The following is a 16,123-nucleotide window of genomic DNA, read 5'->3' on the forward strand; positions in this document are numbered from 1 at the left end:
GGTGGTCACCTGTTCATGAGCATTTCGGGGAAGAGGCCGAGCATCGTCGCGTTGACGACGAAGTTGATGACCCAGATGGCGGCGAAGGAGAGGACAACGGCTTCGTTGACCGCCCGGCCGACGCCCTCGGCGCCGCCCTTCGCGGTGAGGCCCTTGTGGGCGGCGACGACTCCGATGAAGAGGCCGACCATGAGCGTCTTGATGACCGTGCCGCCGAGCTCGGGGAGGGTGAGGGCGCCGAAGATGTTGCCCATGTAGGCACCGGGCGAGGTGTCGCCGAGCCAGGTGGCGGCGACCAGGGCAACGCCGATGCCCAACAGGCTGCCCAAGATGTTGAAGAGCACCATCATCACGGTGATCGCCAGCACGCGCGGCAGCACGAGGGTCCGCTCGGCGTCGACGCCGAGAACGGTCAGCGCATCCAGTTCCTCACGGATCCGCCGGGCTCCCAGGTCGGCGGTCATCGCCGTCCCCATCACGCCGGCGACGGCCATGCCGGTGCAGAAGGGCGAGATCTCCCGGATCGACGCGAAGACGAAGTAGGTGCCGAGCCGGTTGCCCGCTCCGAGCAGGCTCAGCAGGTCGTAGGCGTAGTTGGCGATCAGGAAAGTGAAGCCACCGACGGCCAGCAGCACCGGGAGCCAGCAGAATCGCAGCATCGAGTACATCTCGTCCCGGGTCGCGCCCCAGTAGCCGCGCGGCTCCCGGACCGCGGTCGTCACGAGCCTTGCCAGCAGCCGACCGGACTCGCCGATGTCCGAGACGACCCGCTGCACGCCCGACGGCGTCTTCTGCATCAAGGCGCCGCCGGCGGGCAGCTCGCGCGGAGGCGGCTCCGCCTCGACGCGGTCCTCCAGGGCCGTCATCCGAGAGCCCCGTCGAAGGCGACCTGGTCGAGGTGCCGGAAGCCACGCTGGAAGTAGAGGACCGGCGGCCGGTCGTCGACGTCGACCTCGATGACGCGCGCAACGAGGATGGTGTGGTCGCCTCCGTCGAGCCGGGCGTGTGCCTCGCACTCGATGAGGACGGCCGCGTCGAGCAGGACCGGGACACCGCGGTGGTCGGGGACGAACTCGCCGCCGGCGAACTTGTCGGCTCCCTTCGTGGCGAAGCGCTCGATCAGGTCGAGATGGGCCGAGCCGGCCATCTGGATGGACCACTGGTCGTTGGCCATGAAGGCCTCGTAGCACTGGGCCGTCTTGGCGATGCAGACGAGGACCAGCGCCGGGTCCAACGAGACCGAGCAGAACGAGCTGGCGGCGAACCCGCGGGCCTCGCCGTCCTCGTCGGTGGTCGTCATGATCGTGACGCCGCTGGGGAACGCCGCCATAGCCTGGCGGAACTTCTGCTCGGTGTCGAGGGGTGCGAGCGTGCTGGTCATGATGCGCTCCGTTCCGACGCAGGGGCAGCGTCGAGGTCGTGGTCGAGGCGGGCCGACTTGGTCTGGAGGTAGCCGGCGTTCTGGACGTTGGGCGTCACCCGGAGCGGGACGCGCTCGGAGATGGTGATGCCGTAGTTGGAGAGCCCGGCGAACTTCGCCGGGTTGTTGCTCATCAGGCGGATCGAGGAGACGCCGAGGTCGCGAAGGATCTGCGCGCCGACGCCGTACTCACGGCTGTCGACGGGTAGCCCCAGCGCCAGGTTGGCGTCGACCGTGTCGAGGCCTTCCTCGTCCTGCAGCTGGTAGGCCCGCAGCTTGTGGGTGAGACCGATCCCCCGCCCCTCGTGCCCGCGGAGGTACAGCACGACGCCGCAGTCCGCCTCCGCGACCGTCTTGAGCGCCAGCTGGAGTTGCTCGCCGCAGTCGCACCGACGCGAGCCCAGGACGTCGCCCGTCAGGCACTCCGAGTGGACCCGGACCAGGACGTTGGCCTTGCCCGTGACATGGCCACGGATGAAGGCGACGTGCTCGGTGCCGTCGATCTCGGACCGATAGGTCGCAGCGGTGAAGTCACCGAAGTCGGTCGGCACGCGGGCCGCGGCCGTGCAGCTCACCAGCTCCTCGCGGGCCATCCGGTAGCTGACGAGGTCGGCGACCGAGACCAGAACCAGCTGGTGCTGGCGCGCGAACCGCACCAAGTCAGGCATCCGCGCCATCGTCCCGTCCGGGTTGGTGATCTCGGCGAGCACGCCGGCGGGGTACAGGCCCGCCATCTCGCAGAGGTCGACCGCGGCCTCAGTGTGCCCGGTGCGCTGCAGCACGCCACCCGGACGGGCACGCAGCGGGAAGATGTGGCCTGGCTTGCTGAACTGCTCGCCGGCCACGAACGGATTCGCGAGGGCGCGGGAGGTGATCGCCCGGTCGGCCGCGGAGATCCCGGTGGTGGTCACTCCCTTGAGGTCCACGGAGACCGTGAAAGCCGTGCCACGAGGGTCGTCCGCGGCCTCGACCATGGGGGGCAGCCCGAGCTCGTCGAGCCGCTCCCCCGTCATCCCCACGCAAACCAGCCCGCTGGTGTGCTGCACGATGAAGGCCATCGTCTCGGCCGTCATCAGCTCGGCGGCACAGATGAGGTCGCCCTCGTTCTCCCGGTCGTCGTCGTCGAAGACCACGACCGGCTGACCGAGCTTCAAACGCTCGATCGCTGCCTCGACTCGTGCCGCACCGTCGTGCTGGCCTGCGTAGGGACCCATGGTCGCCCTCCTCCCGGCGGAAAGGACTCAGGCCGGGGTGCCGAGCACCAGGGCGTAGGCCTTGTTCTCGACACCGCCGGAGCGGTCGACGGAGATGTACTTCTGCTCCGTGTACGCGTCGAGCGCGTTGGGACCGCCCTCGCGGCCCAGACCGCTCTGCTTATAGCCACCGAAGGGGTACGCCGGGTGCAGCACGTGCCAGTCGTTGACGTAGATCATCCCGGCCTCGAGCTGGCGGGCGACGTCGAGTACGCGCTCCTCGTCGGTTCCCCAGACGCCGGCCGAGAGGCCGTACTCCGTGTCGTTGGCGATGGCGATCGCCTCCTCCACGGTGTCGTAGCTGAGGACGCTGAGGACCGGACCGAAGACCTCTTCGCAGGCGACCGTCATGTCGGGGGTGACGTCGGTGAGCACGGTGGGCTCGACGAAGTAGCCGTTCGCGAACTCGTCACCTGCAGGCGCCGCGCCGCCGATCGCGACCTTCGCACCCTGCGTCTCGGCCTTGGCGATGTGGGCGAGGACGCGGTCGCGCTGGTCGGCCGTGATCAGCGGGCCGATGTCGGTGGCGAGGTCGAGCGGGTCGCCGATCTTCATCGTGCCGACGCGGGCGACGAGCCGCTCGACGATCTCGTCCTTCTTCGAGCTGGGGACCAGGAGACGGGTGCCGGCCTCGCAGGCCTCGCCGTTGTTGGCCATGCAGGCATAGATCGCGCCGTCGATGGCGACGTCCAGGTCGGCGTCGTCGAGCAGGATGTTCGGGCCCTTGCCGCCCAGCTCGAGGGTGACCCGCTTCATGTTGTCCGCCGAGGCGCCGAGGATGGCCTTGCCCACCTCGGTCGAGCCGGTGAAGCCGACCTTGCGCACGTCGGGGTGCTGGCTGAGGCGGGCGCCGGCGTCATGGCCGTCGCCGACGACGACGTTCAGCACACCCTTGGGGAGGCCGGCCGCCTCGAACGCCTTGGCGAGCTCGAGTGCGAGCAGCGGGGCGTGCTCGTCCGGCTTGAGGACGACGGTGTTGCCGGCGGCCAGCGCCGGGGTGACCTTCCAGACGATGGTGAGGAGCGGGATGTTCCACGGCACGATCGCGCCGACGACGCCAAGCGGCTCGCGCCGGAGGATGCCCTCCGCCGGGACAGGACCGATCTCCGGGCCGGCCTTCTCGAACTCGTACTCGGCCGCCTGCGCGGCGATGAACTGCATGTTGGCGATCGACAGGCCGACGTGCAGGGCGCCGGTGACCCGGATGGTGGCGCCGTTCTCGCGGCTCTGCAGCGCGGCCAGCTCCTCCAGCCGTCCGCCGAGGTCGGCGGCGACCGCATTGATGATCGCGGCCCGTTCGGCCGGCGGGGTGTTGCGCCAGGTGCCCTCGCGGTGGGCGGCCTTGGCCGCGGCGACAGCTGCGTCGATCTCGGCGACGCCGCCCTTGGCGACGGTCGCGACCAGCTCACCGGTGGCGGGGCTGCGCACCTCGAGCGGCTGGCCGTTGTCGACCCACTCGCCGTCGATGTAGTTCGCGTAGTGCGGAACGCTCATGGTCTGCTCTCTTCTCTCAGGGTGGGTGTGGCTCAGCCGACCTGGCGGTCGCGGCCCTGCCAGAACGGGGCCCGCAAGGTCTTCTTGTCGACCTTGCCGGCGGGATTGACGGGCAGCTCGTCGACGAAGTCGACGGTCTTGGGCGACGGGATCGCGCCGAGCTCGGCCTTCACCTGCGCCTGGATCTCCTCGGTGCTGACCTCGGCACCCGGCTTGCGGACGACGAAGGCATGCACCGCCTCGCCCCACTTCTCGTGGGGGACGCCGATGACGGCGGCCTGGGCCACGGCCGGGTTGGTGACGATGACGTCCTCGACCTGGCGGGGGAAGACGTTGAAGCCGCCGCTGACGACCATGTCCTTCTTGCGGTCGACGATGTAGAGGAAGCCGTTCTCGTCGAGCTTGCCGATGTCGCCGGTGTGGACCCATCCGCCGCGCAGCGCCTCCGCGTTGCGCGAGGAGTCGACGTAGCCGAGCATCTGGCCGAGCTGGCGCGAGCAGACCTCCCCGACCTCTCCGACCGGGAGCGGGTTGTCGTCGTCGTCCTGGATGGAGACCTCGACGTACGGGATCGGCCGGCCGCCCGAGGCGAGCCGGTTGATCGCCTCGTCGCTGTCGACCCGGTGATCGGTCTTGCGCATGCAGGAGATGTAGCCGGGCTCGGTGCCGGCGTAGGCCTGGATGAAGATCTGCCCGAAGACCTCCAGCGCCTGGCGAAGCCGCTCGGGCGAGATCGGCGAGCCGGCGTACAGCATCGTGTGGAGCGACGAGAGGTCGTAGTCACTGCGCTTCGGGTGGTCGAGGAGCAGGTAGATGATCGTCGGCACCACGGCGGTGGCGGTGACCTTGTACTTCTCGATGCTCTGCAGGAGCGGCTCCACCTCGAGGCCGTGCAGCATCACGTTGGTTCCGCCGCGCAGGAAGGTCGGCATCACGAAGATCTGGGTGTAGTGCGTCAGCGGCGCGCCGTGGGCGAAGACCTCGCCCCAGCGGGTGTCGCCGATCTCGAGGCCGGCGGTGATGCTGTAGTGCCCCCACGTGAAGTGCGACTGGATGACGCCCTTGGGCTCGCCGGTGCTGCCGGAGGTGAAGAGCACGTAGCACTCGTCGTGCTGGTCGATCTCGACGGCCGGGCGGCCGGTGGCCTGCTTGTCGACCAGCGTCGCGAAGTCGTGGTCACCCGACTCGGACGGGTCGCCACCGACCCGGATGAAGGTGGTGAGCTTCGGCAGCTCGTCCCGCATCGCGGCGACGACGTCGTCGAGCGAGGCGTGGTAGATCAGCGCGGTCGCCTCGGTCTGCGCGAGGTTGGCCTGGTGCACCGATGCCGAGGCACGGGTCGGCATCTGCACGAGCACGGCGCCCGCCTTCCAGATGCCGTGCTGGCTCGGGATGATCTCCAGGCAGTTCGGGAGCAGCAGGCCGACCCGCTGGCCCTTCTGGACGCCCAGCGACACCAGCGCGGAGCCGATCTTGTCCGTGAGGTCGCGCAGCTCCTGGTAGGTCAGCTGGCGCTCGTCGTCGATGATGGCGACCTGGTCACGGTAGTAGCCACAGGCCCTGTCCAGGACGTCCGGGAGTGTGCCCCACATGGTTCCTGCCTTCTTGGGTGTTCGGTGCTGCTGGGGGCCGGAGCCCCTTCACTGCGTCTCGGGTGATGTGCGTCACGAACGTAGGTCTCGGGTGACGTGGGACACGACATCCCGGAGGAGGAAGCCAACCCCCCCTTGGGGTGAACCCCTCCTCCTTTCGCCAGACCTCGTCCGGACGCACCACGGGCCGGGAACCAGCGGTTCCCGGCCCGTGGTGGGGAGGCGTGGGTTCAGCCCAGCGAGGAGGGGTCGAAGCCCTCCTCCCAGTAGTGCGGGGTGATGATCGGAAGGCCCAGCTGCTGGAAGAGCGGGTTCTCGTTGACGAAGGTCGACTCGAGGATGATCTTCCCGGCGTCGTCGAACTGCAGGAAGGTCGAGCCCTTGCTGTTCAGGGTCTTGCCGTCGGTCGGCAGGCCCCGGTACGTGTCGGCGTCGACCGTGTAGTCCCAGTGGATCATCAGGTGCCCGTTCCCGGCGAAGGCCTCGGTCACCGTCATCGTCTGCCGGCCGTCGGTCCACAGGGCCAGGTCCTGCTCGAACTCCTCGTCGGTGGACACCGTGTCCCCGAGGTGGTCGTTGACCTTGCGGCCCTCGATGACGAAGTCCTCCGAGGCGGCGTACATCTCGCGGTGCGCGGCGAGGTCGTTCTGGCGCGTGTCCGCCCACTTCTTGGCGTACTCGATGTCGGTCATGGTGCTGGATTCCTCTCGGGTGGTCAGGCGAGCGCCGGCTCGGCGGCAGGGAAGGGCGTGCTGGTCACACCGGGGACACCGACGTCGTGCATGATCGAGCCGGAGTCCCACCAGGACGACTCGCGCACGATCCGACCGTCCTCGTCGTAGACGTGGAAGGTGTGTCCCTGCGCGAAGAACGGCTTGCCCTGCACGTCGATGCCGATGAAGTTCGCGCAGTCCTCCGGCGTCCACTCCCAACGGATCAGGCCGCTGCGGTGGTCGCCCTCGTAGCCGCGGATGCGGAAGTTGTGGACGCCCAGGCCGTTGGTGCGGTCCTTGTTGGCATAGAGCACGAAGATCCGGCCGAGATCCCCCTTGTCGCGGATCTGGTACTGGTCGAGGATCGGGTCCTCGAAGACGAAGTCGTCGGCGTAGAGCTCGCAGATCGCTTCTGCACTCTCCCGGAACGCCTTGAGCCACTTGACGGCGAACGCGTAGTTCATGAGGTCTCCTCGTTGATGTTCCTCGGGCGAGGTCCGCCGCCCCGGTGGCACACGAACCTGGGCTCCGACGCTAGGTCGGGTGCGTGTTGCGTACTTCACACCGAGGGATGAACGACGCCCGTCGGACGAGGGGCACGACACCGGCTGAGCGGTGGTTCGCCCAACACGCTTCGGAGGCGGCACACCCGGAAGGACGTGAAAGTGCCACCTCGGGGGTGACGCCGGACACACGTCAGCCCGCCTAGTTTCGGCAGCGCTGGCCATTCGGCTCGGCACATCCCAGGCATCCCGAGCACCTCGCCCGGGTCTCACCAGGAGGTTCCACGTGAGCACTTTCAAGGACGCCGACGAGGTCTACGCCTACATCGGCAAGGCCATGGAGGCCTGCGTCGTCGAGCCCGCGTTCGTCGAGGCGACGAAGGACGGCACGCTGGTCGTCAAGATCATCCAGACCGCTCCGGACGCGACGATCCTCGTCGACTTCCCCGGCCAGAAGGTGCTGTGCGGCGACGCCGCCGTCGACGCACCGTCCACGGTCCAGCTGCGGATGAGCTCCGACAACGCCAACCGCTTCTGGCAGGGCAAGCTCAACTTCACCCTCGCCATGGCGCAGCGCAAGGTCAAGCTCGAGGGCAAGCGCTCCACCGCGCTCGGCCTGCTTCCACTGACCGGCCCGATCTTCGACACCTACAAGGCGATTCTCGCGGACGCCGGCCGCGACGACCTCGTCGTCGACTGACCCCGCCTCGCCCACACCACAGGAGTTCCAGCATGACCGACAAGATGACCGAGGCCGAGTTCGAGGCAGCCTTCGCGAAGGCTACCGAGCTCTCGGACTACTTCCGCGAGATCGGCCCTGAGCACGACCGCAAGAACACGTTCGCCAAGTCGACGATCCCGAAGTTCAAGAAGAGCGGCCTCGGTGCGCTGAACGTGCCGAAGGAGTACGGCGGCCTGGGCGCCGACATCCTGCAGACGTCGAAGATCGTCAGCGAGCTCTCGCGCGGCGACTCCGCCATCACCCTCGCCTACAACATGCACTACATCATGGTGGGCATCACGATGGGACTGATGAGCGAGACCCAGAACAAGGAGTGGCTCGGTCGCGTCGCGAACGGCGAGATCATGTTCGGTCCGTTCTCCGAGCAGCGAGCCGGCTTCTCCGGTCTTGCCGACATGACCGCGGTCCCGCAGCCCGAAGGCGGCTGGCGCCTCTACGGCAAGAAGGTCTGGGGAACGCTGTGCGAGGCGGCGAACATCGTCACCACCAACGCCACCATCACCGACGCCGACGGCAACCTTCCGGACACCTTCGAGGAGCGCGTCGAGAAGGAGAGCTTCTTCATCGCCGACTTCAAGGTCGACGCGAAGGGCCAGGGCGACGGCATCCGCATCGAGAAGACGTGGGATGCGCTCGGCATGCACGCCACCGGCACCCAGACAATCCATTTCGAGGGCTTCTACGTCCCCGAGGACGGCTTCATCTGCGAGTGGCGTTCCGGTGCCTTCGGTGTCCTCGAGTGGGCGTCCCTGATGTTCGCGAGCATCTACCTCGGCATGCAGTACCGGGTTCTCGAGGAGGCCCGGGAGGTTCTGTCGAAGAAGACCCTCGGCGCCACCTTCGGCGCCATCGCCTCGGCCGAGACCAAGGTCTCCAACGTCGGCCACATCATCGACGGCATCGGCGACATGGCCTCGCGCAACGAGCTCTCCCGACGCGTGGTGTACCGCACCTGCCAGGAGCTCATCGACGGGGACGACGACAACTGGCCCGTGGAGCTTCGCTTCCCCTACATCGGCCTGGCCAAGACCTTCACCGCCGAGAACGTCATGCACATGACGAAGCGGGCGATGAGCCTCGTCGGTGGTTCGTCCTTCAAGAAGGGCGCCATCTTCGAGCGCCTCTACCGCGACTCCGCGGCTTCCATGTTCCAGCCCCTCAACGCCGACCAGTCGTGCACCTACATCGGTGAGCAGCTGCTGGCGCCCGAGGAGCTCGCTGACTGACGCTCTGACCCGGCGTCATCGGGAGGCTCACCTGCCGAGCCTCCTCGGCCCGCCCGCTCTCTCGTTCACCCTTCGGCGAGAGCGGGCGGGCTTCCGCGCATCACGAAAGGAGACCTCATGTGGATCTGGCTCGCAGTCGCCATCCTGACCGAGACTGCCGCCACGCTGAGCCTTCGGAGCACACAGGGATTCACCATCCTGCTGCCCTCGATCGTCGTGGTGCTCGGTTACGGTGCCGCGTTCTTCGCCCTGTCGCAGGCGTTGGAGCGCGGCATGGCGATCGCAGTCGCCTACAGCATCTGGTGCGGCATCGGCATCTCGCTGATCGCGGTCATCAGTGCGGTGGCATTCGACGAGCGGCCGACCCTCGCCCAGGCTGCCGGCATCGTGCTGGTGGCCGTCGGCGTCGTACTCGTGCAGTCCGGCGCCCACTCCGCCTGAACAATCAAAGGAGCACACCATGGGCAGAATGCCCGACTACGTGATGGCACACGAGCTCGACCTCGTGTGGCAGCAGATCTTCACCTTCGCGAGCTGGGGGATCGTCGCCATCATGCTCGTCCTCGCCGTGCGCATGGGGGTCCAGCAGCGCACGCCGTTCTACGTCCTGGCCTGTGTGGCGGCCTGCATCGCTGCCTTTGCCGAGCCGCTCTACGACGTCGCCTTCGACCTCTGGTTCTACGACGTCCACAACGGCGAGCCCGGCGCGATGTGGTCGCACTACACGGCGTTCGGCGTGGTCCAGCCGAACTGGTCGCACAGCGGTTACGTCATCCTCTACGCGAGCGCCTGCCTGTACGCCGGCCGACGGATGTACGAGGGCCGTCTCGGCAAGCGAGGCCTGTTCCTGATCTGGCTCGCCGAGATCGCGACGTCCTGCGTGTTCGAGGTCATCGGCACCAAGACCGTCTACACCTACTACGGCCCCTATGAGCTGCGCATCGGGGAGTACCCGTTGGTCATCGGTGTCCTCGAGGGCACGCAGGTCATCCTCTTCACTGTTCTGGCGGTCCAGATCTGGAAGCGGGTCCAGACTGGCTGGGGTCTGACCGCCCTGCTCGCAGCCTTCCCGATCTCCTTCTTCGGGGCGAACTTCGGCATCGGCTCTCCGATCATCATCGCCCTGCACATGGAGCCCGCGCACTTCTCGAGCGGTCTGGTCTGGGGAGCGACCTTCCTCACGATCGGTCTGTGCGCCCTCGCCGTGAACGGGGCCAGCAAGTTCCTGCCGCAGGCTGACGGGGGCATCGAGCCGGTCGGCGCGGAGAAGAACGAGGAGCCGGTCCCGCTACCGGCCTGAACGACAGACAGCACCGCCCCGGATCCTTCGAAAGGATCCGGGGCGGTGCTGTTTGTTTCAGTACGAACGCGGCAGGCCGAGCGAGTGCTGGGCGACGAAGTTCAGGATCATCTCCCGGTTCACCGGCGCGATGCGGAGCACGCGGGCCAGCCCCCACAGCGGGATGAGGCTGTACTCCGCGGCGACGCCGTTGCCGCCGTGGCACTGGATGGCGGCGTCGAGCGCCGACAGCGCTGCCTCGGCGGCCAGGTACTTGGCCATGTTGGCCGCCTCGCCCGCCGGCTGTCGCTGGTCGTGGAGCCACGCGGCGCGGGCCGTCATGAGTGCGGCGGCCTCGACCTCGATGCGCGCCGCGGCCAAGGCGTGGGCCACGCCCTGGTGGGCGCCGATCGGCGTGCCCCAGACGGCTCGCTGGTTGGCATAGTCGGCTGCTCGCGACAGGGCATAGCGGCCGATGCCGACCAGCAGCGCGGCGCCGGTGACCCGCTCGGGATTGAGGCCGTGGAAGACCTGCTTGAAGCCGGCTCCTTCCTCCCCGACGAGTCGTCCGGCGGGGACGCGGACGTCGTCGAAGAAGAGCGTGTACTGCCGCTCCGGGAGAGTGACCGACACGGGCAACGGCTGCGCAACCAGCCCTGGCTCGTCGGTGTCGACGACGAAGAGGGAGAGCGCCGCGGCTCCCGTCCTGGGGTCGGTCCCCGTGCGCGCAACCACGAGAACCGCGTCGGCGACGTCGATGCCGGAGATGTAGTGCTTGGTCCCGTTGAGGATCCACTCGTCCCCATCACGCCGGGCCGTCGTCGAGATCTCGTGGGCGTTGGATCCAGCGTCGGGTTCCGTGATCGCGAAGACCACCCGTCCGGTGCCGTTCGCGAGACGGGGCAGCCACTCGGCCTTCTGCTCGGGCGAGCCGAACTCGGCGATGACCTCACCGCTGATCGCGCTCGCGACGAGCAGGAGCAGCAGGGGGCAGCCGGCCGCTCCGGTCTCCTCGACCACGGCTGCCAGCTCGGAGAGACCGGCGCCTCCCCCGCCGTACTCCTCGGGGATGTTGATGCCGATGTAGCCGTGGGCACCGAGCTCGAGCCACAGCTCCTCGGTGAACTCCCGTGCTTCCGCCTTCTTCGTGTAGTACTCGTTGCCGTAACGCGCGCTGATCGCACGCACGGCCGACCGGAGGGCACGGTCCTCCTCGGTCACCTGGAAGTCCATCGTGCAGCTCCTTCCGCCCAGTCAGGCGATGAGTCCCTCGACCACCTGGGCACGCGTCCCGGCGTCGAGCGGGTACGGGGTGTAGAGGGTGAACCTGTCGATCACGTCAGCGAAGCGGCGACGGACCTGCGCTGCTGCCTCCTCGGGCGTGCCGACGACGGCGAAGGCGTTCAGCACCTCGTCGTCGATGAGCGCGTCCATCTCCTGCCAGCGTTGCGTGACCGAAAGGCGGTGCAGCTCCTCGTGCAGCCCTCCCCAGCCGTGCTGGTCGAGCACCGATCGGTATGCGGGCGTGGCGCCGTAGAAGGCGAGCTGGTGCCGCACCGCCGCGACGGCCACTGCCAGCTGTTCGTCGGTCGTGCCCGTGGCCACCATGCCCGGGTAGGCGACGGTGAAAGAGCGACGCTCGCGGCCGTTGTCCGCCAGCGTCTTCTCGATGAGTGGAAGCGTGACATCACGCAGATAGCGCTCCGTGGTGAAGCCGTGCACGAAGAGCCCGTCCGCCCAGGACGCGGCGACCTCGGTCATCCGTGGCCCTACCGCCGCCAGCATCACCGGTGGCCGTCCCCACTCGTGCCGCGAGGGACTGAACATGGGCGTCATCAGCGTGTGGCTGTAGAAGTCCCCGCGGAAGTCCAGGCGCTCACCGGTCTCCCAGCTGTCCCAGATCGCGTGCAGGGCAGCGATGTACTCCGTCATCCGGGCGGCCGGCTGCGACCACGGCATGCTGTAGCGCCGCTCGATGTGGGCCTTCACCTGGGTGCCCAGGCCGAGGACGAACCGACCCCGGCTGAACGACTGGAGGTCGTACGCCGACGACGCCGTCGTCATCGGGCTGCGGGCGAAGGCCACGGCCACCGCAGTGCCCACGGTCAACTGCGGGGCGTGCTCAGCCGCCAGCAGTGGCGGGAGGAACGGGTCTCGGCCGACCTCCGTGCTCCACACGCCGTGGTAGCCGCAGCGGGCTGCCGTCGAGACCTGCTCGACCAGGCCGGCGAAGTCGCCACCATCGGAGCCGTCGATCTGACCCCCGATGTTGGCGTCGACCTTCATGCGCTGAGCTCCGCCTGTTCCACCGATGCGAGCAGTGAGGCGGGAGGCTGGAACCTCGCGCCGTAGCGCTCGGCGAGCTGCTCGGCGCGCGCGACGAAGCCGGCGCGCCCGCCGTCGTACTGGTCGAGGAAGCGGAGCACACCGCCCGTCCACGCCGGGAAGCCGATACCGAGCAGGGAGCCCACGTTGGCATCCGCAGGCGCCTCGATCACGCCTTCCGCGTGAGCGGCCCACGCCTCGAGCACCTCGGCGAAGAGCAGCCGCTCGGACAGGTCTCGGAGCGCAGGGACCGCGGCAGTGGGCGGGAAGGCTTCGGCGAGGCCCGGCCAGAAGCCGTTGCGCCGACCCTGGTCGTCATAGTCGTAGAAGCCGCCGCCGCCAGCGCGACCCACTCGTCCGAGGTCGTCGATGAGCCGGTCGAAGACGGGGTGGCTCGGGTGCGCCACCCACTCCTGGCCCGCTGCCGCGGCAGCAGCGCGCGCCTCCTCGCGCACCGCGCGGGGCAGCGTCAGCGTCAGCTCGTCGAGGAGCTGGAGCGCGCCGGCCGGGTAGCCGGCCTGCAGCGATGCCTGCTCGATGCTCGCGGGCGCGATGCCCTCGCCGATCATTGCGACGGCCTCGTTGAGTCGGGCGATGATGACGCGGCTGGTGAAGAAGCCGCGGCTGTCGTTGACGACGATCGGCGTCTTGCCGAGCTGCAGGACCAGGTCGAAGGCCCTGGCGAGGGTGGCGTCCGAGGTGTTCTCCCCGCGGATGATCTCCACCAGGGGCATCTTGTCGACCGGCGAGAAGAAGTGGACGCCGACGAAGTCCTCGGGGCGCCCGACGGCCGCCGCCAACGAGGTGATCGGCAGGGTCGAGGTGTTCGAACCCAGCACTGCGTCCGGGCGGACGACCTTCTCCACCTTGCCGAAGATCTCGGCCTTGAGCGCAGCGTTCTCGAACACTGCCTCGATGACGAAGTCGACGTCCGCCAGGTCGGCGATGTCGTCGGTCGCCGTGATCCGCGCGACGAGCGCGTCGACGTCCTCCTGCTTGCGCTGCCCACGGGCAACCGCCTTGCTCTCGACCTTGGCCGAGTAGGCACGTCCCTTCTCCGCGGCCTCGAGTGAGGTGTCGACGAGGACCACCTCGATGCCGACCTTCGCAGCGGCGTACGCGATGCCGGCGCCCATCATGCCGGCACCGACAACGCCCAGCTTCGAGGCGCGGTACGTCGGCTGGCCGGAGGGTCGGCTGGCACCGCCCTTGATCTCCTGCATGTCGAAGAACGTCAGTCCGATGCGGTTCTTCGCGATCGCCGCGGTGGCGATCTCGACGAAGTAGCGAGTCTCGATCCGACCTGCGGCCTCGATGTCGACGCCTGCGCCCTCGACGGCCGCGGCGAGGATGGCCCGCTCGGCCGGTGCGGGCGCGCCGCCGGTGCGAGCGCGCATGGTCGAGGACAGGAAGGGCAGCTCGGCTGCGAGCGCCCCCTTGGCCGCCGTACCCCCCGGGACGCTGAAGCCCTTGGCATCCCACGGCTGGACGGCGTCGGGGTGATCGGCGATCCACTGCTTGGCATGCGGGAGGAGGTCCTCGACCGACGGCACGAGCTCGTCGACGAGGCCGAGCGGCTGGGCCTGCGCCGGCCGGAATCGCCGACCGCTGAGCAGCACTTCGTCGAGCGCGCGCTTCACGCCGACGAGACGGACGGTGCGCACGATCCCCCCGCTGGCCGGCAGCAGTCCGAGGCCGACCTCGGGCAGGCCGATCTGCACCTTGGGCGAGTCGACGACGACCCGGTGGTGCGTGGCGAGCGCCAGCTCGAGGCCTCCACCGAGCGCCGACCCGTTGATGGCGGCGACGACCGGCTTGCCGAGAGTCTCCAGAGCACGCAGCTGCGCCTTCAGGTGGTCAAGGTGGTGGGTGAAGCGTGCCACGTCCTCTGGGCCGAGAGCGGCGATCTCGTTGAGATCACCACCCGCGACGAAGGTGGACTTGGCGGAGGTGAGGACCACGCCGGCGATCTGGTCACGCTCGGCCTGCAGGCGGGCGACCGTCTCGGTCAGTTCCGCGACGAAGCCGGTGTGGACGGTGTTCACGTCCTGGGTCGGGTCGTCGATCGTGATGACGACGACGCCGTCGTCGTCCTTGCGCCAGGTGAAGATGGGGTCGCTGGTCATTGCTGCTCCTCGGTGGGGTCGGTCCGGTTGGCCGCTGGTCAGACGCGCTCGACGATGGTGGCGATGCCCATGCCGCCGCCGACGCAGAGCGTGACGAGCGCGCGCCGCTCCTGGCGGCGCTCGAGCTCGTCGAGGACGGTGGAGACGAGCATCCCGCCGGTGGCCCCGAGCGGGTGGCCCATGGCGATGGCGCCACCGTTGACGTTGACCTTCTCGTGCGGGATCCGGAGGTCCTTCATCCACTTCAGGACGACGGACGCGAAGGCCTCGTTGAGCTCGAAGAGGTCGATGTCGTCAAGGGTCAGACCAGCGGTGGCGAGCACCTTCTGCGTGGCCGGCGTCGGACCGGTGAGCATGATCGTGGGGTCGGCGGCCGTGATCGCCGTGGCGACCACCCGGCCGCGGGGCTCGAGGCTCAAGTCCTTGCCAGCCTGCTCGCTGCCGAGCAGCACCAGGGAGGCACCGTCGACGATGCCCGATGAGTTCGCGCCGGTGTGGACGTGGTTGATCCGCTCCAACCAGTGGTACTTCTGCAGCGCGACGGCATCGAACCCGAGCTTGGTGCCCGGCATCTCGAACGACGGCGCCAACTGCCCGAGGGACGCGACGGTCGATCCCGGACGACGGTGCTCGTCGTGGTCGAGCACGACCACGCCGTTCTGGTCGACAACCGGGACGACCGACCGCTTGAAACGACCATCCGCCCAGGCCACCTCGGCGCGATCCTGGGACTCGACGGCATACGCGTCCACGTCCTCACGGCTGAAGCCCTCGATCGTGGCGATGAGGTCCGCACCGATGCCCTGCGGGACGAAGTGGTGGTCGTACGTCGTGGTCGGGTCCGTGAACAGGGCGCCACCGTCGGACATCATCGGAACGCGCGACATCGACTCCACGCCGCCGGCGAGCACCATCCGGTCCCACCCGGAGCGCACCTTGGCGGCAGCGAGGTTGGTGGCCTCGAGACCGGAGGCGCAGTAGCGGTTGACCTGCACGCCGGCGACGGTCTCGGGCAGGCCGGAGACCTGAGCGACCGCCTTGGCGATGTCGCCCCCCTGCTCGCCGATGGGAGTCACGACGCCGAGCACGATGTCGTCGATGACCGCGGGGTCGAGGCCGGGCAGCCGGCGTCGTACCTCATCGACGAGGCCGACGACGAGGTCGACCGGCTTGGTCCCGTGCAGGGCACCCTTCTTCCCCCGCCCCCGGGGGGTGCGGATCGCCTCGTAAATGAACGCCTCGTGCGTCATGCGTGCTCCTTCGTCGGTCGGCCCGATCGACGGTAGGAGCGCGGCAGAGGAGCGGCATCACACCCGAGGGGGAGATTCCCTCGACTGCGGAGGGGTCTGCGTCGCCTCCCCCGGTGGCCGCAGGAAGTTCATCCCCGAGGAGGATCTGTGACACCGGGCAATGGGATTCACTCGCGACGTGACTGCGTCTTCGACGGAAC

General features: G+C 68.6%; 15 protein-coding genes. 4 read left to right on the forward strand and 11 right to left on the reverse strand.

The window, feature by feature from the left end:
* Positions 1–5: 5 nt before the first annotated feature.
* From AC2YHB_RS03950 to AC2YHB_RS03980, 7 genes are all read right to left on the reverse strand, one after another.
* Positions 6–866, reverse strand: a complete 861-nt coding sequence (locus AC2YHB_RS03950) for an MlaE family ABC transporter permease (RefSeq protein WP_487353535.1) — start codon at positions 864–866, stop codon at positions 6–8.
* A complete protein-coding gene (locus AC2YHB_RS03955; RefSeq protein WP_487353536.1) occupies positions 863–1,381 on the reverse strand; it encodes a flavin reductase family protein in 519 nt (172 codons plus the stop codon). The genes AC2YHB_RS03950 and AC2YHB_RS03955 overlap by 4 nt, the downstream gene beginning before the upstream one ends.
* Entirely contained in the window at positions 1,378–2,634 is a 1,257-nt protein-coding gene (locus AC2YHB_RS03960; protein ID WP_487353537.1) for a bifunctional 3,4-dihydroxy-2-butanone-4-phosphate synthase/GTP cyclohydrolase II, read from the reverse strand. Before AC2YHB_RS03960 ends, AC2YHB_RS03955 begins: the two co-directional genes overlap by 4 nt.
* Before the next feature lie 27 nt (positions 2,635–2,661).
* Entirely contained in the window at positions 2,662–4,167 is a 1,506-nt protein-coding gene (locus tag AC2YHB_RS03965) for an aldehyde dehydrogenase family protein (RefSeq protein WP_487353538.1), read from the reverse strand.
* Between the two features lie 32 nt (positions 4,168–4,199).
* Positions 4,200–5,759: an AMP-binding protein gene (locus AC2YHB_RS03970; RefSeq protein ID WP_487353539.1), complete on the reverse strand. Its 1,560-nt coding sequence runs from the start codon at positions 5,757–5,759 to the stop codon at positions 4,200–4,202.
* Positions 5,760–5,989: 230 nt separating this feature from the next.
* Positions 5,990–6,451 carry a nuclear transport factor 2 family protein gene (locus AC2YHB_RS03975; protein ID WP_487353540.1) on the reverse strand — a complete coding sequence of 154 codons (462 nt, stop codon included), beginning with the start codon at positions 6,449–6,451 and terminating at the stop codon, positions 5,990–5,992.
* 23 nt (positions 6,452–6,474) lie between these two features.
* The gene (locus tag AC2YHB_RS03980; protein WP_487353541.1) at positions 6,475–6,936 is read right to left on the reverse strand and encodes a nuclear transport factor 2 family protein; all 462 of its coding nucleotides are present in this window, start codon (positions 6,934–6,936) and stop codon (positions 6,475–6,477) included.
* 325 nt (positions 6,937–7,261) lie between these two features.
* Here AC2YHB_RS03980 and AC2YHB_RS03985 point away from each other — a divergent pair, with 325 nt between their 5' ends.
* The 4 genes from AC2YHB_RS03985 to AC2YHB_RS04000 all read left to right on the forward strand — a co-directional run bounded on the left by AC2YHB_RS03985 (position 7,262) and on the right by AC2YHB_RS04000 (position 10,243).
* Positions 7,262–7,675 (forward strand): SCP2 sterol-binding domain-containing protein, encoded by a 414-nt coding sequence (locus AC2YHB_RS03985; RefSeq protein WP_487353542.1) that lies wholly within the window; start codon positions 7,262–7,264, stop codon positions 7,673–7,675.
* A gap of 32 nt (positions 7,676–7,707) precedes the next feature.
* Complete coding sequence (locus AC2YHB_RS03990; RefSeq protein ID WP_487353543.1) at positions 7,708–8,943, forward strand: acyl-CoA dehydrogenase family protein; 1,236 nt, start codon at positions 7,708–7,710, stop codon at positions 8,941–8,943.
* A gap of 117 nt (positions 8,944–9,060) precedes the next feature.
* A complete protein-coding gene (locus AC2YHB_RS03995) occupies positions 9,061–9,384 on the forward strand; it encodes a DMT family transporter (protein ID WP_487353544.1) in 324 nt (107 codons plus the stop codon).
* Between the two features lie 19 nt (positions 9,385–9,403).
* On the forward strand, positions 9,404–10,243 hold the full coding sequence (locus AC2YHB_RS04000) for a hypothetical protein (RefSeq protein ID WP_487353545.1): 840 nt from the start codon (positions 9,404–9,406) through the stop codon (positions 10,241–10,243).
* Between the two features lie 57 nt (positions 10,244–10,300).
* Here AC2YHB_RS04000 and AC2YHB_RS04005 read toward each other — a convergent pair whose 3' ends face one another.
* From AC2YHB_RS04005 to AC2YHB_RS04020, 4 genes are read right to left on the reverse strand one after another with little or no spacing between them, the layout of a single operon-like run.
* Positions 10,301–11,455 (reverse strand): acyl-CoA dehydrogenase family protein, encoded by a 1,155-nt coding sequence (locus AC2YHB_RS04005; RefSeq protein ID WP_487353546.1) that lies wholly within the window; start codon positions 11,453–11,455, stop codon positions 10,301–10,303.
* 21 nt (positions 11,456–11,476) lie between these two features.
* A complete protein-coding gene (locus tag AC2YHB_RS04010) occupies positions 11,477–12,508 on the reverse strand; it encodes a TIGR03617 family F420-dependent LLM class oxidoreductase (RefSeq protein WP_487353547.1) in 1,032 nt (343 codons plus the stop codon).
* The gene (locus tag AC2YHB_RS04015; protein WP_487353548.1) at positions 12,505–14,673 is read right to left on the reverse strand and encodes a 3-hydroxyacyl-CoA dehydrogenase NAD-binding domain-containing protein; all 2,169 of its coding nucleotides are present in this window, start codon (positions 14,671–14,673) and stop codon (positions 12,505–12,507) included. The genes AC2YHB_RS04010 and AC2YHB_RS04015 overlap by 4 nt, the downstream gene beginning before the upstream one ends.
* Positions 14,674–14,711: 38 nt before the next feature.
* Positions 14,712–15,923 carry an acetyl-CoA C-acetyltransferase gene (locus AC2YHB_RS04020; RefSeq protein ID WP_487353549.1) on the reverse strand — a complete coding sequence of 404 codons (1,212 nt, stop codon included), beginning with the start codon at positions 15,921–15,923 and terminating at the stop codon, positions 14,712–14,714.
* Positions 15,924–16,123: the final 200 nt, after the last annotated feature.

The sequence above is a fragment of the Nocardioides sp. SRI_004 genome, assembly GCF_057586415.1.